At 39.6% G+C, this 17,514-nt stretch carries 11 protein-coding genes; 3 read left to right on the top strand and 8 right to left on the bottom strand.

Annotated elements, in window-relative coordinates:
* The first annotated feature begins 1 nt into the window (after nt 1).
* Nucleotides 2-2,521 (top strand): beta strand repeat-containing protein, encoded by a 2,520-nt coding sequence (locus tag HHL23_RS08540; protein ID WP_169234393.1) that lies wholly within the window; start codon nt 2-4, stop codon nt 2,519-2,521.
* 6 nt (nt 2,522-2,527) lie between these two features.
* Nucleotides 2,528-2,953, top strand: a complete 426-nt coding sequence (locus HHL23_RS08535) for a hypothetical protein (RefSeq protein ID WP_169234392.1) — start codon at nt 2,528-2,530, stop codon at nt 2,951-2,953.
* Between the two features lie 115 nt (nt 2,954-3,068).
* On the opposite strand, the gene HHL23_RS08530 is transcribed toward HHL23_RS08535, so the two are convergent.
* Nucleotides 3,069-3,503 (bottom strand): META domain-containing protein, encoded by a 435-nt coding sequence (locus HHL23_RS08530; protein ID WP_169234391.1) that lies wholly within the window; start codon nt 3,501-3,503, stop codon nt 3,069-3,071.
* An 86-nt stretch (nt 3,504-3,589) separates the two neighbouring features.
* Between HHL23_RS08530 and HHL23_RS08525 the strand changes: the two genes are divergently transcribed.
* Complete coding sequence (locus HHL23_RS08525; protein WP_169234390.1) at nt 3,590-5,800, top strand: S46 family peptidase; 2,211 nt, start codon at nt 3,590-3,592, stop codon at nt 5,798-5,800.
* Nucleotides 5,801-6,013: 213 nt separating this feature from the next.
* On the opposite strand, the gene HHL23_RS08520 is transcribed toward HHL23_RS08525, so the two are convergent.
* The 7 genes from HHL23_RS08520 to HHL23_RS08490 all read right to left on the bottom strand — a co-directional run bounded on the left by HHL23_RS08520 (nt 6,014) and on the right by HHL23_RS08490 (nt 17,087).
* The gene (locus HHL23_RS08520) at nt 6,014-8,035 is read right to left on the bottom strand and encodes a hypothetical protein (protein ID WP_169234389.1); all 2,022 of its coding nucleotides are present in this window, start codon (nt 8,033-8,035) and stop codon (nt 6,014-6,016) included.
* 169 nt (nt 8,036-8,204) lie between these two features.
* Nucleotides 8,205-11,318 carry a non-ribosomal peptide synthetase family protein gene (locus tag HHL23_RS08515; RefSeq protein WP_169234388.1) on the bottom strand — a complete coding sequence of 1,038 codons (3,114 nt, stop codon included), beginning with the start codon at nt 11,316-11,318 and terminating at the stop codon, nt 8,205-8,207.
* Nucleotides 11,319-11,741: 423 nt separating this feature from the next.
* Nucleotides 11,742-13,277 carry a YifB family Mg chelatase-like AAA ATPase gene (locus HHL23_RS08510; RefSeq protein ID WP_169234387.1) on the bottom strand — a complete coding sequence of 512 codons (1,536 nt, stop codon included), beginning with the start codon at nt 13,275-13,277 and terminating at the stop codon, nt 11,742-11,744.
* A 180-nt stretch (nt 13,278-13,457) separates the two neighbouring features.
* Nucleotides 13,458-14,417, bottom strand: a complete 960-nt coding sequence (locus tag HHL23_RS08505) for a T9SS type A sorting domain-containing protein (protein ID WP_169234386.1) — start codon at nt 14,415-14,417, stop codon at nt 13,458-13,460.
* 42 nt (nt 14,418-14,459) lie between these two features.
* On the bottom strand, nt 14,460-15,854 hold the full coding sequence (locus HHL23_RS08500; RefSeq protein ID WP_169234385.1) for an outer membrane beta-barrel protein: 1,395 nt from the start codon (nt 15,852-15,854) through the stop codon (nt 14,460-14,462).
* Nucleotides 15,847-16,413 (bottom strand): RNA polymerase sigma factor, encoded by a 567-nt coding sequence (locus HHL23_RS08495; protein WP_169234384.1) that lies wholly within the window; start codon nt 16,411-16,413, stop codon nt 15,847-15,849. Before HHL23_RS08495 ends, HHL23_RS08500 begins: the two co-directional genes overlap by 8 nt.
* A 95-nt stretch (nt 16,414-16,508) precedes the next feature.
* On the bottom strand, nt 16,509-17,087 hold the full coding sequence (locus HHL23_RS08490; protein WP_169234383.1) for a DUF4840 domain-containing protein: 579 nt from the start codon (nt 17,085-17,087) through the stop codon (nt 16,509-16,511).
* Nucleotides 17,088-17,514: the final 427 nt, after the last annotated feature.

Below are 17,514 nucleotides of genomic sequence, written 5' to 3'. Positions count from 1 at the left end.
CATGAAAAAAATATTACTAACGCTGGGGATCATGCTTGGTCTATTTATAGGACACGCACAGGCTCCGGAAAAAATGAGCTACCAGGCAGTGATGAGAAATGGCACCGGCCAGCTCTTAACCAATCAAAGCATTGCTGTCAAAGTAAGCGTATTACAGGGCTCTCCTGTGGGAACACTGGTTTACTCAGAACGATTGACCGGAAGTACGAACGCCAACGGACTTATCAGCATGGAAATAGGAACAGGAACGGTACTTTCCGGAACATTTTCTACCATTAACTGGCCTTCAGGAAGCTATTATTTAAAAACGGAAACCGACCCTGCTGGTGGTACTAACTACACCATAGCGGGAACGAGTCAATTGTTAAGTGTCCCTTATGCCATGTACGCTAAATCTGCAGGGGGAACGGGTGGAACTTTTGCGATTCCTTATACCAATACAGTAAATAATGCATCAACTCTATTCTCATTGGTCAATGATGGGGATGGAACATCTTTGGAGGGGGTTAACAATACAACCAGCTCAAGCATTGCCTCTGTACGTGGAATTGTAAGCAATGTAGCACCAGGAGGATTCTCTAGTGGGATTCGCGGGATCAATAACGGAACCGGAGGACTCGGAATAGGTATTTGGGGAAGCCAGGCCGGAACCGGATGGGGTGTTTATGGAGTTACCCCTGCCGGTCTTGGTGTTTATGGGAATTCATCTGGTGCCGGAACAGGAGTTTTTGCCAACAGTAATACAGGAACAGGTCTTACTGCTACCAGTACTAGTGGTATCGCAGCAAGTTTATCTATCTTAAACAATGCCAACAACAGCAATGTTCTTAATGCCAATACCCTTGGAAACGGAACGGTCATCAACGTTTCCTCATCAGGAAGTGGAACCGGAGTCCTTAGCTCAACAGGAAACGGTTTCGCAGTACAGGGTATTACCAGCGCACAAACCTCCGCAGGTATCATAGGAGATAACAACGGAGCCGGTGAAGCAGTCGTCGGGAGAACAACCAGTGATATTGCCGGAGCTGTAGTGGGCAGAAACGATGGTGGAGGTTACGGTGTAAGAGGTTTTGTATCCACGAATACTACGGGAACTTCGGTAGGGGTTTTCGGACAGGTTGGCCTTAATAGTGGAAAAGGACGTGCAGGAAGATTTCAAAACTTAAATTCCAATAATGACAGAAATGCTTTTGAAGTGGAAACCAACGGTGCAGGGAATATTCCTGATAATACACAAGGTAATGCATCATCATTTCTTGTGAATAATACAAACAGTGTAGGAGCTGCAGTAAGAGGTGAAGTGAATACCATTTTCGGAAACTTTGGTGCTGCAGGTATTTTTGGGGTTTCGTCAGGGACAGGAGGACGTGCAGGATTATTCTTTGCATCCAATCCATCCGGAAACGGAGCTGCATTAATTGCTTTAACCGATGGAAATGGAAATGCCATCACCGCTAACGCGGGTAAAGATGGAAACGGTGTAGAAACCAATATCGACGGTGCAGGAAACGCTTTGTATGCATGGGTTCCTACCTTTGCAACAGGACGTGCCGGAAAATTCAACATCTTTAATGACACCAATACCAGTGATGTTATCACAGTCACCACAGTAGGTAACGGTACAGCCGGAAATTTTAAGGTTGACAGGGTATTAGGTACTTCTCCCGCTGTAAAAGGAGAAGTAAATTCACAATTTTCCAACTTTGGGACCGCTGGAATCTATGGTATTTCTTCAGGAACCGGTGGATTTGCCGGGTTATTCCATGCCAGTAACCCATCTGGAAACGGTCCAGCCCTTATTGCTATTGCTGATGGTAACGGTAACGGTATAACAGCCAACGCTTCAAATAGCGGCGATGGTATAGAAACTACTGCCGACGGAACTGGAAATGCAATTTTTGCATGGACCCCTAATTTCAGTAACGGTAGAGCGGCAAGATTCGTTAATTTTAATACAGCCAATACTAATCCGGCCCTTACAGTAGAAACCCACAGCAGCGGGTCACTAGCTGTATTTAAATCCGGCAATCCGGGGACTGTAAATGTTGCGAGAATAGATGCAACAGGACGCGGCTTTTTTAACGGAGGTACGCAGAGTAGCGGAGCCGATGTGGCAGAAGTCTTTGATGTAGAGGGAAACATTTCTGAATATGAAACCGGAGACATTCTTGTGATCTCCACAGATTCGGACCGAACAGTCGAAAGATCTTCAAAACCCTATTCAACCCTTGTAGCGGGAGTATATGCTACCAAACCGGGAGTACTGCTTACCGAGGAGCATATAGATTCTGATATTTCCGGCAAAGTTCCTATGGGAGTGATCGGTGTTATCCCTACCAAAGTATGTCTGGAAGGTGGTAAGATTAAAAGAGGAGACCTTTTGGTAACCTCATCACAATCAGGAACTGCCATGAAAGCGAATCCTAAAAAAGTAAAAATAGGACAAGTGATCGGAAAAGCGCTTCAGGATTACAATCAGAATGAAACAGACAAAATCCAAGTATTGGTAAACATTAAATAAACTATCATGAAATCACTATATATCATTGCATTTTTAGCATTAAGCATTAGTATTTATGCTCAGGAAAATAAAAAAGCTCAGGAACCTGAGGATCAGGCACAAGTTGTAAAACAACTCAGAGAACATGAAGCTCAGGCGACAAAAGCGGCTCAGGAAAATGCTCCCCGGAAACAGACGGCAACTGCTTTGGCTTCAGATCAAGGTCTTGAGGTGAAAAAACAGGACACCAAAACTCCGGCTTCCAGTTCAACTAATAATTCAGGAAAATTGCTGCCCAATACGGCAAGTATCGAGGAAATAAAGGCCTCTATTCCCAACAGACAGGCTTCCCGATCTACTACAACGAATTCTAGGAACACAAATAACAACGTCGTAGGTCTGCCCAATACAGCGACCTTAGAAGAAATAAAGAAAACGATTCCAAAAAACTGATAACCAAACAGATTTCAAAAGAAAGTCCGCTCAACGCGGACTTTTTGTATTTTTAAATAGGATTGCTTAACAATTGTAAGCTCTATAGGTTTTATTTCAAGTCTATTAAAAGGACCTAATCCCAGTCTGCTGCAACAAATTTCATAGAATTCCCATTATCATCAGATAAAGTAAGGAAATGCCCTTCGATGGAATAGTTGGTCATTTTATCAAATTTTTGACTGAAAGCGGTTTCCAGTTCCATATTCTGGCAAGCTTTCAATGTACTTCCTACTCCGGATATTTTCACTTTTCCCCCGCTTTTAAATTCAGAAGTAAAGAAGATATTATTGCATCCCATACTGGCTCCACCTTTTATTCTTCCTTTCTCCATTGCACCTGTCAGATTGACCTCTGCTTTATTTTTAATCAGTTCTTGTTTGGAGAAATTCCCAAAGGAAATGAGCATCCACTGTCTTTGGAGGTTCGGATTTTTTTCCGGAACTGAAGAGCAGCTGACAACTGCTCCTAATAGCAAAACAGCAAAAAATGATGTGAGTATTCTTTTCATAAGGATTATCCTTCCATTTTCATACCATTCCGGGACAGAATATCGTAAAAATTAGTAAATTAGCGACACAAAAATTATTTTATAAAATGAAAAGACTATTTCTACTGTTCACTTTCTTATTGGGCTTTGCTCAGATGAGGGCGGATGAGGGGATGTGGCTGTTAATGCTCATCAAAAGACTTAACGGGGTCGACATGCAAAAAGAAGGACTGCATTTGACACCTGAAGAAATTTATTCGGTCAACAATTCAAGCTTAAAAGATGCTATCGTAAGCTTCGGAGGTTTCTGTACCGGGGAAATTGTTTCTGACAAAGGACTTATTTTCACGAACCACCACTGCGGTTACGGTGCTGTTGCTGCCGCTTCTACTCCGGAAAAAGATTATCTGAAGAACGGATTCTGGGCTATGAAGCAGAAGGATGAATTTAATGCAAAAGATCTTTATGTAAGATTTTTGGTTAGAATGGATGATGCTTCGCAGAGAATCAATTCTAAGCTAAACAACAATATGACCGGAGCAGAGAGAAAAGCAGTTATTGATGCTGAAACTAAAGCAATCCAGACTGAAAACTCTGAAAACGGAAAATATACGGTAGTGGTAAAAGATTTCTTTAACGGAAATGAATTTTACTATTTCGTATACCAAGATTACAAAGACATCAGATTGGTAGGGGCACCCCCTTCATCATTAGGTAAATTCGGAGGTGATACAGACAACTGGGAATGGCCAAGACATACTGCCGACTTCACCGTATTCAGAGTATATGGAGATGCAGCAGGAAACCCTGCAGAATTTGCTCCAAGCAATGTTCCATTGAAACCTAAGCACTTCCTTCCGGTTTCTCTTAAAGGAATCAAACCTGGAGATTTCTCTATGATCTTAGGATATCCTGGTAGAACCAACCGTTACCTTACTTCTTACGGTATCCAGCAGATGGTGAACAAAGACTATCCGGCCTGGGTAGAAGCTTCAAAACTGGCTATGGATGTTATGAAAAAGTATATGAACAAAGACAAAGCGACTCAGCTTAACTATGCGTCTCAATATGCTTCTGTAGCCAACTACTGGAAAAACAGACAGGGAACTATCGATGCTGTAGACAAAAACGGAACGATCTCTGACAAACAAAAAATTGAAGATACCTACAGAAAATGGTCTGCAATGCCAGGTAACACAGCTTATGACGGTATTTTAGAAGATATTGAAGCTTATTACAAGCAGGTTTCTGAGAGAAATGTTGAAAGAAATTATGCTTCACAGTTCTCAAGAAATGCAAAGTATATTACCCTTGCTTTACAGGTAGGATCTGTGCTGAAAGCTTATTCTGCTCAGGACATGCAAGGAAGATTAGCCATGAAGGCTAAAACTGAAGCTGCTCTTAAAGCTGCTTATGAAAACTTCAATCCATCTCTGGAAGGTGAAATGCTTGCTTCTATGACTGGTCTTTACCAGACGAGGGTAACTAATAAGGAAGTGGCTTCTGCTACTATTTTAGGATTAGATTCTAAAACGCTTTCAAACGTAGCTTATTCTTCAATTTTCGCGAATAAGACTTCTGCTACGAATTTCTTACTGAACCCGGATGCATTGAAGCTAGATGCTGACCCACTTTGGAAAATTGCCAACGGAATCGTTGCAGACCAAAAAATGAGCATGGAGAAATATGCGAAAGTGGATGACAACTTCAACAAAAACAACCGTTTATTCTTAGCTGGATTAATGAAAGCTATGCCTGAGAAGAAATTCTATCCGGATGCTAACTCTACCATGAGATTAACATACGGAACTGTAGATAAACTTCCGGTTAGAAATGACAGAAACTACTTCGGTGTTACTGATAACTATTATACTGACATGACAGGTCTTGTAGGAAAATACAAGAAAGGTGACGAAGAATTCGATCTTCCACAGAGAGTGATCGACCTTTATAACCTTAAAGATTTCGGACAGTATGCTGATGCTGCAGGATATATGCCTGTTAACTTCCTTTCTAACAATGATATTACGGGTGGTAACTCTGGCTCTCCGGTAATTGACGGAGACGGAAACCTTATCGGTATTGCGTTCGATGGAAACAGCGAAGCATTAAGTGGTGATATCGTATTTGAACAGGACTGGCAGAAAACGATCAACGTAGATGTACGTTTCGTTCTTTGGACTATTGACAAATATGCCGGAGCAAGAAGACTGATCGACGAATTAAAGCTTGTAAGAGGAGAAAACACACCTCCTGATACAAAGACTAAAAATTCAGGAACAACTCAACTGCCTAAGAAAACAAAAAGCAAAAAATAATCTTTTCTGATCTATTTTTTAAAACCGTGAATTTAGGTTCACGGTTTTTTTATTTTTGGACTATAAATATTTCATCATGAAACCCATAGACTTCACAGCCGTTATAAAACAAAATGGTGAAATGATTCTGGAGGGGAAGAAAGGAGTATAAAAAGAGCTCAGGATTTCCTGAACTCTTTGATTTATTTTGAATTATACAGTTTGATAATTTTTTTATGCAAACGGAGGATTCATACTGTTGACAATATTGACTGGCAGTCCTGAAATACCAGCATATTTTACATTATTAACCAAAGACACACTGTTAGCCGAAGGAAATACATAATTCCCTGTAAAAACACAGTTTTGAAATAGAGCATGGCTCAGTTTGTCAATGCTTCCACCTTTCCATTCTACGTTTTTAAACTGGATATTGCTGATATTTAATTCCGCGGTCGAATTATCATTTTCAAAATTATTCATCTCTCCACTCTCTACAATAACATTTTTCACACTCATTCCACTAAAGCGAAACTTCTTATATCCAAAACAATTTGTTAAAAATATATCTGCTCTATTATTATAATCATTATTGTTCCTTGAATGTACATATGCACTTATGGTATTGGTTACATTAGTTGTCAATCTACCTTCAATTTCTACTGTAGTATTATAATCTTTTTGATTTACACTATCTTTTATAATAAGTGCAGCAATATATGAGGATTCAGGTTTTGCTGTCAGTATAGTATCTGTTATCTTCAAATGTTTAACATTGGTATATTCTGTATTAATTGCTCCTAAATTATAACAATAAATTTCAGTAGCATCCGTATTAATTATTGGACTTATAATATTTACTCTTTCGGGAAAAATTGGCCTAGTGGTAAATGCAGGTGGTGTAACTATGCCACCCGGGGAGGTAAGAGCAAACATATAAATATCCTTTACCGAATATGTATTAAATATTGGATTATTTATATTCACTATCCCACCTAAACTAGGGGTATCCGCCCTGATACCAAAAAAAAGTCTCGCCTTACCGTCTACTCTCGGTGAATTGAGCGTGATATCATTCCCAGCAAATTGAAATGCTGCAAGCTCTAATCCTGTTTTTAATATCGGTTCATTTGCCGTAAAACGATCCGTCCAATGGTCATCTATGCCTTCTTCCCAAACGCCTCTGTTGATGGTTACATCCACACTGTTTCTGCCGGTATATCCATGCCTGCATTCTATTACATTCCCATCATTAATGACAACGCCTATTGATTCATAGTTTGCGATACCATAGCCTACACCATCTCTCTTAAACCCTTTAACAAAAGGACAATTTACTATAATATCAGCACATGTATTTATTTCCAAAGCCGTTCCACCTACACCTACATTATTTGGATCCCCCGCCTTACTGATCTTATTAATAACCTGGGGATAATTAAGTGTTACATTATCTCTACTTACTAACAAATATCTATTCGTATTTAGATTTCCAGCTGTTTCAATATTCAAGTTGTCAATGGTAATAGAATCTTCTAAGATATATTTAGTAACTGTAAGTTTCGTTTTATCCTTATAAGTACAAACTAAAGGGGTAGTCAATTTTCCACCGTTACTTCTTACAAATTCTCTTTTCGTATAGGGATCACCGGGAACACCATCACGCTCAATTAAGATCTCTGTAGAATAAAAATGTAGATTTGCGAAACCTTCGTTAATAAAGCCTACATCTAAAGTACCTCTTAACATTTCTTGATACCAATTGGCAGTATTAATAGCTTCACCAGCGAAACGACGGGCAATCGTTATAGCTACATCCCCATTCACATTTGTAAGAATAAATTTCCCGTCACATCTTCCGCTGGTTTTAATCTCAAAGGGCTGTTTTACAACAACTTTAAACCCGCCCGGAATAACCCAAAACAGATTATTGACATTAACGTAATTAAAATAAGGCAAAACAAACGACGTATCATTGTACGTTCCATTTCCTTTCACCCCAAAGTATCTGACATCCAGATCGTGAGCAAAATTATGTTCCAGCTTGATGCCTCCTGTTTCAATAATGCTTCCTCCATCATCCGTGCCTGGTGTAGCAGACAAATGATAAATAATGGGACTTGGAGTATCTCTTTTCTCATAATATCCTAAAAGGCAAACTCCTTTATAAATGCCGTTTTGTAGATCAGCGATTTCTGCTGTTGACAGATTTCTCATCTCTGCCATCGTGTTTTTTACAATACATTGAAAACTCATAAAAATATTTTTTGTTGGTTAATTTCAAAACGAAGATCTTATTCACTTTTCGTCCTGAAGCAAATATCGTCCGGCACAGCGACAGAACTCGACGTGTTATTTTATTAAAAGAATAAAAAGGCCGAAAACCTTTCTTTTCCGGCCCTATATTCAATAATTGAAATTGAAATTATGATATTGGAATTCCCAGATATTTCAAATAAGAATCCAGCATCTGCTTATCAAATGTAGGTTCCTCAATCCCCGAGTTTTCAAGAAACTGAATAACATTCGAGCAATCCCAAACATAGGTATTCTGATACAGTTCCACGGTGGAAAGTCCTTCATGCATATTATCCTTAAAAAGGCTGGTCAGCGGGTACAGCCGGTTTTTTCTGTCATCTTCCCATTGTTTTCTCCACTCTTTATAGGGAAGTCCTTCAAAGGCAAACGGATAATATTTCTTCAATAAACCAAAGAAATCTTCAAGAGTAAGATTGGTTTCCGGTCTTGCGATGAGATTGAACTTCTTCCCTACCGCTTCTTTATTTTTTGTGATATGTGCCATGGCTTTAGTCATATAATCTACCGTGATCAGCCCTTCCCTTAATTCTGTTAATAAAGGATAGGATTTAAATTCAACACAGTTTTTAACCAAACCGGACCACCACTGATAGGGAGCACTGGCTCCCGTCTCACTATGACACATGGCATAGCCTAGACGGTAGGTGATCAGGGGAAGACCTTCTTTAGCAGCAAGATCAGCAACGGCTTCCATAACCCATTTACTTCTAACATATCCGATGTCCTTACTGACAGACATTAAGTTCTGTGCGATATCATCATTTTCCATCATTACTGTTTTACCTGTAAATACATGTCCCCAGCTATACACAGAAATCGTAGACAGAAGCGCAAGGCATTTGGTTTTTTCGGCCCCGGCAAGCTTTATAATTTCTCTTAATCCTTCCACATTGGGAGCTTTCATATAAGAATAGGGTTCAATAAAATTTACAGAACTTCCGGAGTGATAAATAAGATCCAGCATCCCTGCAAGGCTTTTGAAAAGTTCTTCAGAAAGTCCCAATAACGGAAGGGACAAATCCCCTATTACCGGAATGATCCTTGGTTTCTGCTCTTCTTTCCTTGCAATATGGTACTGTTTAAAACATCCGTCTATTTTCTCCACCGCATGAAATTCATCCTGAGCCCGGACCAGACAGTAAATATCAGCCTCAGTAGTATCCAAAAGTTCCTGAAGCAGATGAATTCCTACAAACCCGGTCACTCCAGTCAACAACAGGGTCCTGGGGTTTTCCAATTGTTTAGGATCGAAGCCGCCGGCAAAAACTGTTCCCGGAGCAAGATAGACATCCTGTTGAAGGGCAACATAAGGCTCTACATCTTCTTCTGGAATCGTATTATGTGTTTCTGTTTCTTTCGCTCTGATGATCAATTCATCGGCGAGTTGTTTAAGTACCGGAAACTGATATAGATCCCGCATATAGACTTTAGTATCAAATCTGGAATTCAGCGCGGTGGCAACTATAGCTACAAGAAGGGAATTCCCCCCAATATCAAAGAAGTTATCTGTAATATTAATCACAGGAAGCTCTAATTCTTCCGCCCAGATGTCTGCGATAATTCTCTCTGTTTCATTGGTAGGAGGTTCCGTAGAAATAGTTTCTTTCGCTTCTTTATCGGCAAGTGTCTTTAGCAAATGGGTGTCTGTTTTTCCGTTGCCGGTTAATGGTATTTTATCTATACTGATGATCTGGGCAGGGATCATATACCCCGGTAATTCTTCCTTCAGCTGTTGTCTTACCCATGCGGCATCTACTTTTTTTCCGGATTTCGGCACTATAAAAGCGACAATATATTTATTGCTTCCTGCATGATCTTTTGTAATAACGGCAGCCTCTTGTATCCCCTCCAATCGGGCAAGAATCCCTTCTATTTCTCCTAATTCCACCCGAAATCCACGAATCTTCACCTGGTTATCTATTCTTCCTAAAAATTCAATATCCCCGTCTGCTTTCCAACGGGCAAGGTCCCCGGTTCTGTACAGTTTCTCGTTTTCTCTGAATGGGCTACCAATAAATTTTGATGCGGTAAGGTCTTCATTATTAAGATAGCCTTTGGCAAGAATGCTTCCTCCGATGTACAGTTCTCCAATAGCTCCAACGGGCAGTAATTCCTTATTTTCTCCTAAAACGTAGGCCTGTGCATTGGCAACCGGTTTTCCAATTGATGATATATACTGTCCGTTCACCTCTTTAACCTTTCTGAAAGTAGCATATACCGTACATTCCGTAGGACCGTAATAATCAATCAATTCATAGGTTAATTCGCTGGTCAGTACGGGTTTTAATTTTTCCCCACCCGTAAAAAGATATTTGAGTTCAAGATCAGTATAATTTCTGGTTTCAGCAACCACAGCCGGGACAAGAACAGTAGGAACAAACCCATGCGTAATCCGGTTTTTACGGTAATAATTGACTAATTCTGAAGTTTCCATCCTTTCTTCATTATCAGCGATAAAAATCACGGCCCCGGCAGTAAGTGCCGACCACACTTCCCAAACGGAGATATCAAATGCCAATCCAGCAACCAGAGTAAGGCGTGACGTATGATCAACATGAAAATACTGATTGTGCCAGGTTACCAAATGCTGGATACTTTGATGGGAAACCATAACTCCTTTGGGGTTTCCTGTAGAACCCGAGGTATAAATCGTATAGGCTAACATATCCTGGTGAAGGGTAATTTCCGGCTGCTCAACAGATAAATGCAACAGACTTTTCATCTTCTCCAGATCAATAATTTCTGTTTTATTAGTTTCTGCCAATACATTTCCCCTGTAGCTATCTGTAAGAATGATTTCCGCAGAGGTGTCTATAATAATGTATTCTACCCGCTTTACGGGATAGGTAGGATCAATAGGAACGTAGGCTGCTCCCGTTTTTAGAATGGCAATAATAGCAACAAGCCATTCTAATGAACGATCAAGCCATACAGGAACGTACATTCCTTCTTTAACTCCTTTCGATGTCAGCACATTAGCAAGTTGAGTACTTTTCTGATCAAGGTCCTGATAGGTGATCTGCCTGTCCTGATAGACCGCAGCTGTATTGTCAGGAAAAAGGGAAACCTGTTTTTTGAAAAGAGAAACCAGTGTTTCTTCTTTTGGATAATCCCAGCTTGTTTTGTTGAAATCGTTGAGAAGTTTTTCACGGTCTTCAGAAGATAAAAGAACCGGAGCACCAGCGGACTGCCCCGTTGGCGTTGATTGGGTATTTGGCATATTAGTTTTTATTTTGGTTGATGATTAGGGTAACATATATGATCTGTATATGTAGCACAGAACAGTAGACATGCTTAAAAACAGTCTATAACAACTCAACCGGCAAAGAATTTGATTAATTCTTCAATAACATTGAACCAACGGCATCCCTAAGTGCTGTTCATTAATTGTTCTTTCATAATAATATTTTCTAAAATCTAGTAATCAAATTTAACATAATATTTTATACAAAAGATGAAATACAGTGAATTTTATCCCGAAAAAGAGAATTAAAACCACAACACCCGTGTTTATCGGCATAAACAGATATGAAACATTTAATTGGCTTAAAATCAAAATTAAACAAAACTGAATCCAGCCTATTATACCATATCAAATAAGAAGAATTTAAAATTTTCTGCCAAGATACTGAGTGTTTCTGAATTATACATTCCAAAACCCACGGTCTAAACTTCTGTACTGTATGGCTTCCGAAATATGCTGGGAAAGTATAGGTACAGATCCTTCGAGATCGGCTGCTGTTCTTGCTACTTTCAGGATACGGTCATATGCTCTGGCAGAAAGATTCAGCTTCTCCATAGCCTGTTTGATAAGGTTAAATGATACTTCATCGAGGCTGCAGAATGCTTCGATTTCTTTAGGCCCCATTTGTGCATTATAACTGATTGCAAGGTTTTTGTATCTATCATTCTGAATACTGCGTGCCTTCAGTACACGTTCTCTGATCTCTACACTCTTCTCCCCTTTCCTTTTTTCGGTTAACTGTTCGAATTCCACTTTCTGTACTTCAATATGAATATCGATCCTGTCTAGCAAAGGACCCGAAAGTTTACTCATATAACGCTGCATTTCATAAACGGATGAGGTATTCCCCGGATCGTCCGGAAAAAAACCACTCGGGCTGGGATTCATAGAGGCTACCAACATGAAGCTTGCAGGATAGTTTACGGTAAATCGGGCTCGGGAAATTGTGACTTCACGGTCTTCAAGAGGCTGTCTCATGACTTCTAAAACCGTTCTCTTAAACTCGGGCATTTCATCCAGAAACAAAACACCGTTGTGGGCAAGAGAGATTTCTCCGGGTTGGGGATAACTTCCACCACCTACCAATGCAACATCTGAAATGGTATGGTGGGGCGATCTAAATGGGCGAACGGTCATGAGGGAAGTTTCTGCTCCCATTTTACCGGCTACAGAATGGATCTTTGTGGTTTCCAGAGCTTCTTTTAAGGTTAAAGGAGGTAGAATACCGGGAATTCTTTTGGCAAGCATTGTTTTCCCACTTCCCGGAGGACCAATCAGGATAATATTGTGTCCGCCGGCAGCAGCTATTTCCATTGCTCTTTTGGCTGTTTCCTGACCTTTAACTTCAGAAAAATCAAATGGAAAGTCATTCATTTTTTCCTGAAATTCTTTTCTTGTATCCAGTACGACTCTTTCGATGGGTTTTCCTTCGTTAAAAAAATCAATGACTTCTTTAATATTTTCTATACCGTAGACTTCCAGACTATCTACAATGGCCGCTTCACGGGTATTCTGCATAGGGAGTATAATTCCTTTAAAACCTTCTTCCCTCGCCTGAATAGCAATAGGCAACACTCCTTTTATAGGCTGTAAACTTCCATCAAGAGAAAGCTCCCCCATAATAACATAGTCATGAATATTTTCGGCAAGGATCTGATCTGAAGCAGCGAGAATACCTATAGCAATACTGAGGTCATAAGCCGCCCCTTCCTTCCGAAGATCTGCTGGGGCCATATTAATGGTGATTTTCTTACCCGGAATTTTGTAGCCAACATTCTTCAATGCAGCGGATATCCTGTAACTGCTTTCTTTGATGGCATTATCGGGAAGCCCAACCAGGTGATAGCCTACTCCACCCGTGTCTACATTTACCTCAATGGTAATGGTCTGTGCCGCAACTCCATGGATGGCACTTCCATAAATTTTAACTAACATGATCTGTGTGTTTTTGTAAAAATAAATAATATATTATTTCAAAAAATCAGTCTTCAAATTAACAGAATTCTACTTCTGAATCGATTTTAAAAAAAATATACCTAAAAAAGACAAACCGGTACAGACTGTCTCTATACCGGCTTATCAGGATTAAAAAAAACTAACTAAGGATGTATCTATTTACTTTTTTATGAATTTATTCTTGTAAGAATTTCCTTCAGAGTCTTTGGACAGGATGATATAATTTCCTATGACCAGTAGGCTCACATCAATAGGCTCATTAAAGTGGTGACCGCTCTTTTGCAGGACTACTTTTCCGGACATATCGATAATGGAAATCTCTTTGTAGGTTTTATCAGATTCTTTCCCAATATAAAGAAACTGTGAGGTAGGATTGGGATATATTTTCAGACTGGATTCCTTACGTTTTGTTTCGTCTGTTGCCAGACTACAGAATTCAAAGTTTCCGAAATTCAGTTTGACAAAGCTTCCATCTCCTAAAAATTCACACTGATCGGGACAGTATTCGGTGCAGGCATAAAATCCATATACTCCTGAACCTGTTGCGATATAAGTATCTCCGTTTGCCCCGCTAATTTCGCATGGATCCACTGAAGGAGGCAAACTGCCAGGAATACATTTATACCAGGTATGGTTGCCATAAAGATCCGGAAATACATCATCAAATTTTACAGATGCTCCTGCACAGACGTTATATTCTCCTTCTCCCAGATCCTGATAAGTTCCGGGGGTAAAAGTGCTCATCATCGCAGGAAGTGCATAAGCAAATCCATCGGCCATAATAGCGGAACTTTCTGCCGTACAGTCACCGTCTATGACCTGAACTTTGAAGTAATAAAGCTGGTCATCATTCCCGTTGATGGTCAGCGTTTGTGAGGTTGCCCCGGGAATTGCGGTCCAAGGATTGGTATTCGGGGTCTGCCAGGTCCATTCCTGTTTGTACCATTGGTAACTTCCGAATGCCTGGGTGGAAAGGGTCTCCGTCTCGGTATTACAGAACACAACCTTGTCGGGAAATTTTACACCAAGCCTAGGGCTGGTAATGGTTGGATTACACTGTGCTTTTATATTCAGAATAGTCATGAATAATAAAGCCAAAAAAATCAGTTTGGTTTTCATATTTAAATATTTAATGGTTTGGTTTAGTCTTTTTTAGGGCTGTCAATCCAGCAACACCCTGATCCCGAACTTCATATTAAAGTTTAAAGGTTTTTCTTTATAAATAGTATTGAGCTGACCGTCATTCTTGAAGTGGTATCCTATTCCCGGTTCTGCATAAATTCCGAGCTTATCGATAATTTTTACCTGCAGCCCAACGGCCGAGTTGACGGAGAACTGCACAGGTTTGACATCAATACGTTCTTCCTGGGTTTCCTGGACCTCATCATTGACAATATATTTTGTCTTCAGCTTTCCTGTCACTGCTTTTTCTACCACGACTCCACCAGTCACATATCCTGTAAAACGTCCTTTCTGAATTACTTTATAATTTACCTGTACGGGAATTCCTATATAATGGACACTTTGTTCTCCTTTTATATAGTTCGAATTGCTTCCTGAGTGCAATTCTGATGTAAGTTTTGTATAGTTGACGCCTGTGCCAATTCCCCATCTTTTTCCGAGATTATAATACATGGATAATCCAATGGTGACAGGAATTTTATGTCTGATTCTGGCTTCAACTTCTTTGCTCTGATTGGCTAACAATAAGTTTGTAAGGGGATCGTTTTCTGTACCGGATATCCATACGTCACTAAAAGCCATCGGGCTTCCACTCATTGAAGCATAACCCGGAAACTTCTGTTCGGAAGAATTTGAGGAAACATTTCCTGTAAGCATGCTCAGCATCCATTTTTTTTGCTGATGGCCGGGAATTTTAGGTTGGTTGGTATCAGCCAGCTTTTCATGGAGCTCGTTTTCAGTTTGATTAAAAATTTCTTCAACTTCTTTTTGCTCTTTTAACACTGAATTTTCATTACCAGAAGAAGAACTGTGGTCAGGCAGATTTCCTGCCGTTAAAGGAGCTAAAATTTCTTGTCTTCCTATTGATTCCAATAAAAGGTTGGTTCGATTGATTTCTTTATTAATCCTATTTTGTAAAACTTTATCAATGCTAATTTTATCTGGGACTCTATTTCCTACACCGCTATATTTTTCATTAGCATCGGTGTTGATCTTATCCCTTGTATCAATGCTTACAGGTTCGGTGATTTTTCTTCCTTTCTCATTGCGATCACCTGCATTTTCAGACTTTTTTGCGATATGTGAACCTATTTTCTCTCCATTCATTTCCAGCAGTAGCTTTCCGGTAAAGAACAGGATAGCAAGAGCTGCAGCAATTCCTCCTACATGGTATAATATGGACCTTCTACCGTTGGCAGGACGGGTTATATCTTTTTTATCATCATCAGTTCCCAGCATCATAGCTCCGGCAATTCCCTTTTCTTCTTCTTCAGAAAAAAGTTCATCTTTAATATCTTCCCACACCCCATCCGGAATATCCTCTTCGTGGTCTTCCATTTTCCTGTGCAGGTCATTGAGCCACTGATTATTCATATTGTGCTTTTTTTGACATTTTAAATTCTTTAATTTTCTGAACCAGCAATCCTTTTGCCCTGTGAAACTGAGAGGCGGAAGAGTTCTCTGCTATTCCTAAAAGTCCGGCAATCTCTTTGTGACTTTTTTTCTCAAATACAAACAGGTTAAAAACTGTCCGGTACCCATCAGGAAGCGACTGTATGAGTTTCATAATAGCAGCCTGTGGAATTTCCTCAAGATCAGGTTCTTCATCATTGGGGATATCAGGAAATTCGGCCAAATCCATATCTGTTGTCATCCCGGAATGCTGTTTTATATGTTTTAAAGCTTCATTGACTGTGATCCTGATCAACCAGGCTTTCAAGGAGCCGCTGCCCCGGTATTCAAATGTTTCTATGGACCGGAACATTTTGATAAAGCTGTTCTGAAGAACATCGTGAACGTCATCTTTTCCCGGAATATAACGAGCGCAGACTCCGGCAAGGTTTCCGGAATAGGTTCCGAAAAGTTCTTTCCAGGCAGCTTCTTCCTTCGTGAGAAGGCGTCTTATCAAAATCTGCTCTTTGTTTTCTTCCATGAATGAGATCCGGTTTAATGTGACCGGTTAAAATTTTAAAGCAAAAATAGACTGCATCCGGGCAAAACACAATCTATTGTTCTATTATCTATCAATTAATTCTTTATACAGTAGGGGAAATTATAATAAATAATTTCGAAAGGACTTAGAACCGTACCGTCTACTGTAATCTTTTCTGCTGCCAGCGCAAATCTCAGCGTATGGTCTAATCCTGCAAAGTATCCTTTCTGTTTTGCCACCAGTGTAACCACTGTTTTTTTATTTACTCCGTCTACAGGGATCTGCAGTTCCAGTTCTTTTGGGACAAAAGTGAGTTCTACCCAATTTTTATCTGCATTTAATACTGATGTATATTGGAGATTATATTTCACTTTTCCCATTGCTGCCAAAGCATTCTGTGTTTTTACAGGGTCTTTCACCACTGCCATTACAATTTCTTTGATGGGAAACTCCGGAAATGTAAGGGTATCTTTTTTTATTTTAAAGTCTACAATTTTCTCAGCCCTAAACTCTCCCTGCATCGTGATCAGCCTTCCTTTATAATTTCCGTTCACATCTTCCAGCTTTACCGGTGGTACTTCTATCCTGTCCTCATTCATGCATGAGAACAGGGAGAAGATGATGGATATGATCAAAACGGCGGTAATCACCTTAAGTACTATTAAATTCTTCATTTCATTATTTTTTTAACATTAAACATTAATTGTATTGAGTACTCATCTATAAAATCCGTTTTTTAGAAAATCTTGCGTGGAATTCTGAAAAAAAGGAATAATTTTTATGTAACTGATTGATTTCATGTGAATAAAATTTCACTATTTATTTTTGGAAAATAAAAAACCAGCGTGGGTTTCACGCTGGTTTGGTACTGTTGAACATCTAAAATTTTTCTAGTTTAAAAAGAAAAACCGCCTCAGAAGAAGCGGTTTAAATTATCAAGAATAATTTTTAAATTTAATCTAAAGAATTCCTCAAGGCTTGCTCAGAGACAAAAGAGGAAAAGTTCGAAAAACGGATAGTTTTTCATAAACTAAAATAAAATTCTCTTCCGTTGAAATTCCTCCCAAGGGAAATCTTCTACAAGCTTCTTTCATTCTCTTT

It is taken from the genome of Chryseobacterium antibioticum, from assembly GCF_012927325.1.
In the GTDB taxonomy this organism is placed as follows: domain Bacteria; phylum Bacteroidota; class Bacteroidia; order Flavobacteriales; family Weeksellaceae; genus Chryseobacterium; species Chryseobacterium antibioticum.
The sequence above is the reverse complement of the archived record's forward strand: the minus strand, read 5'-3'. Positions and strand labels throughout refer to the sequence as shown.

Excerpts from the sequence above, each read along its gene's own strand:
- HHL23_RS08540 (WP_169234393.1), top strand. The coding sequence starts at position 2 with ATGAAAAAAATATTACTAACGCTGGGGATCATGCTTGGTCTATTTATA.
- HHL23_RS08535 (WP_169234392.1), top strand. The coding sequence starts at position 2,528 with ATGAAATCACTATATATCATTGCATTTTTAGCATTAAGCATTAGTATT.
- HHL23_RS08530 (WP_169234391.1), bottom strand. The coding sequence starts at position 3,503 with ATGAAAAGAATACTCACATCATTTTTTGCTGTTTTGCTATTAGGAGCA.
- HHL23_RS08525 (WP_169234390.1), top strand. The coding sequence starts at position 3,590 with ATGAAAAGACTATTTCTACTGTTCACTTTCTTATTGGGCTTTGCTCAG.
- HHL23_RS08520 (WP_169234389.1), bottom strand. The coding sequence starts at position 8,035 with ATGAGTTTTCAATGTATTGTAAAAAACACGATGGCAGAGATGAGAAAT.
- HHL23_RS08515 (WP_169234388.1), bottom strand. The coding sequence starts at position 11,318 with ATGCCAAATACCCAATCAACGCCAACGGGGCAGTCCGCTGGTGCTCCG.
- HHL23_RS08510 (WP_169234387.1), bottom strand. The coding sequence starts at position 13,277 with ATGTTAGTTAAAATTTATGGAAGTGCCATCCATGGAGTTGCGGCACAG.
- HHL23_RS08505 (WP_169234386.1), bottom strand. The coding sequence starts at position 14,417 with ATGAAAACCAAACTGATTTTTTTGGCTTTATTATTCATGACTATTCTG.
- HHL23_RS08500 (WP_169234385.1), bottom strand. The coding sequence starts at position 15,854 with ATGAATAATCAGTGGCTCAATGACCTGCACAGGAAAATGGAAGACCAC.
- HHL23_RS08495 (WP_169234384.1), bottom strand. The coding sequence starts at position 16,413 with ATGGAAGAAAACAAAGAGCAGATTTTGATAAGACGCCTTCTCACGAAG.
- HHL23_RS08490 (WP_169234383.1), bottom strand. The coding sequence starts at position 17,087 with ATGAAGAATTTAATAGTACTTAAGGTGATTACCGCCGTTTTGATCATA.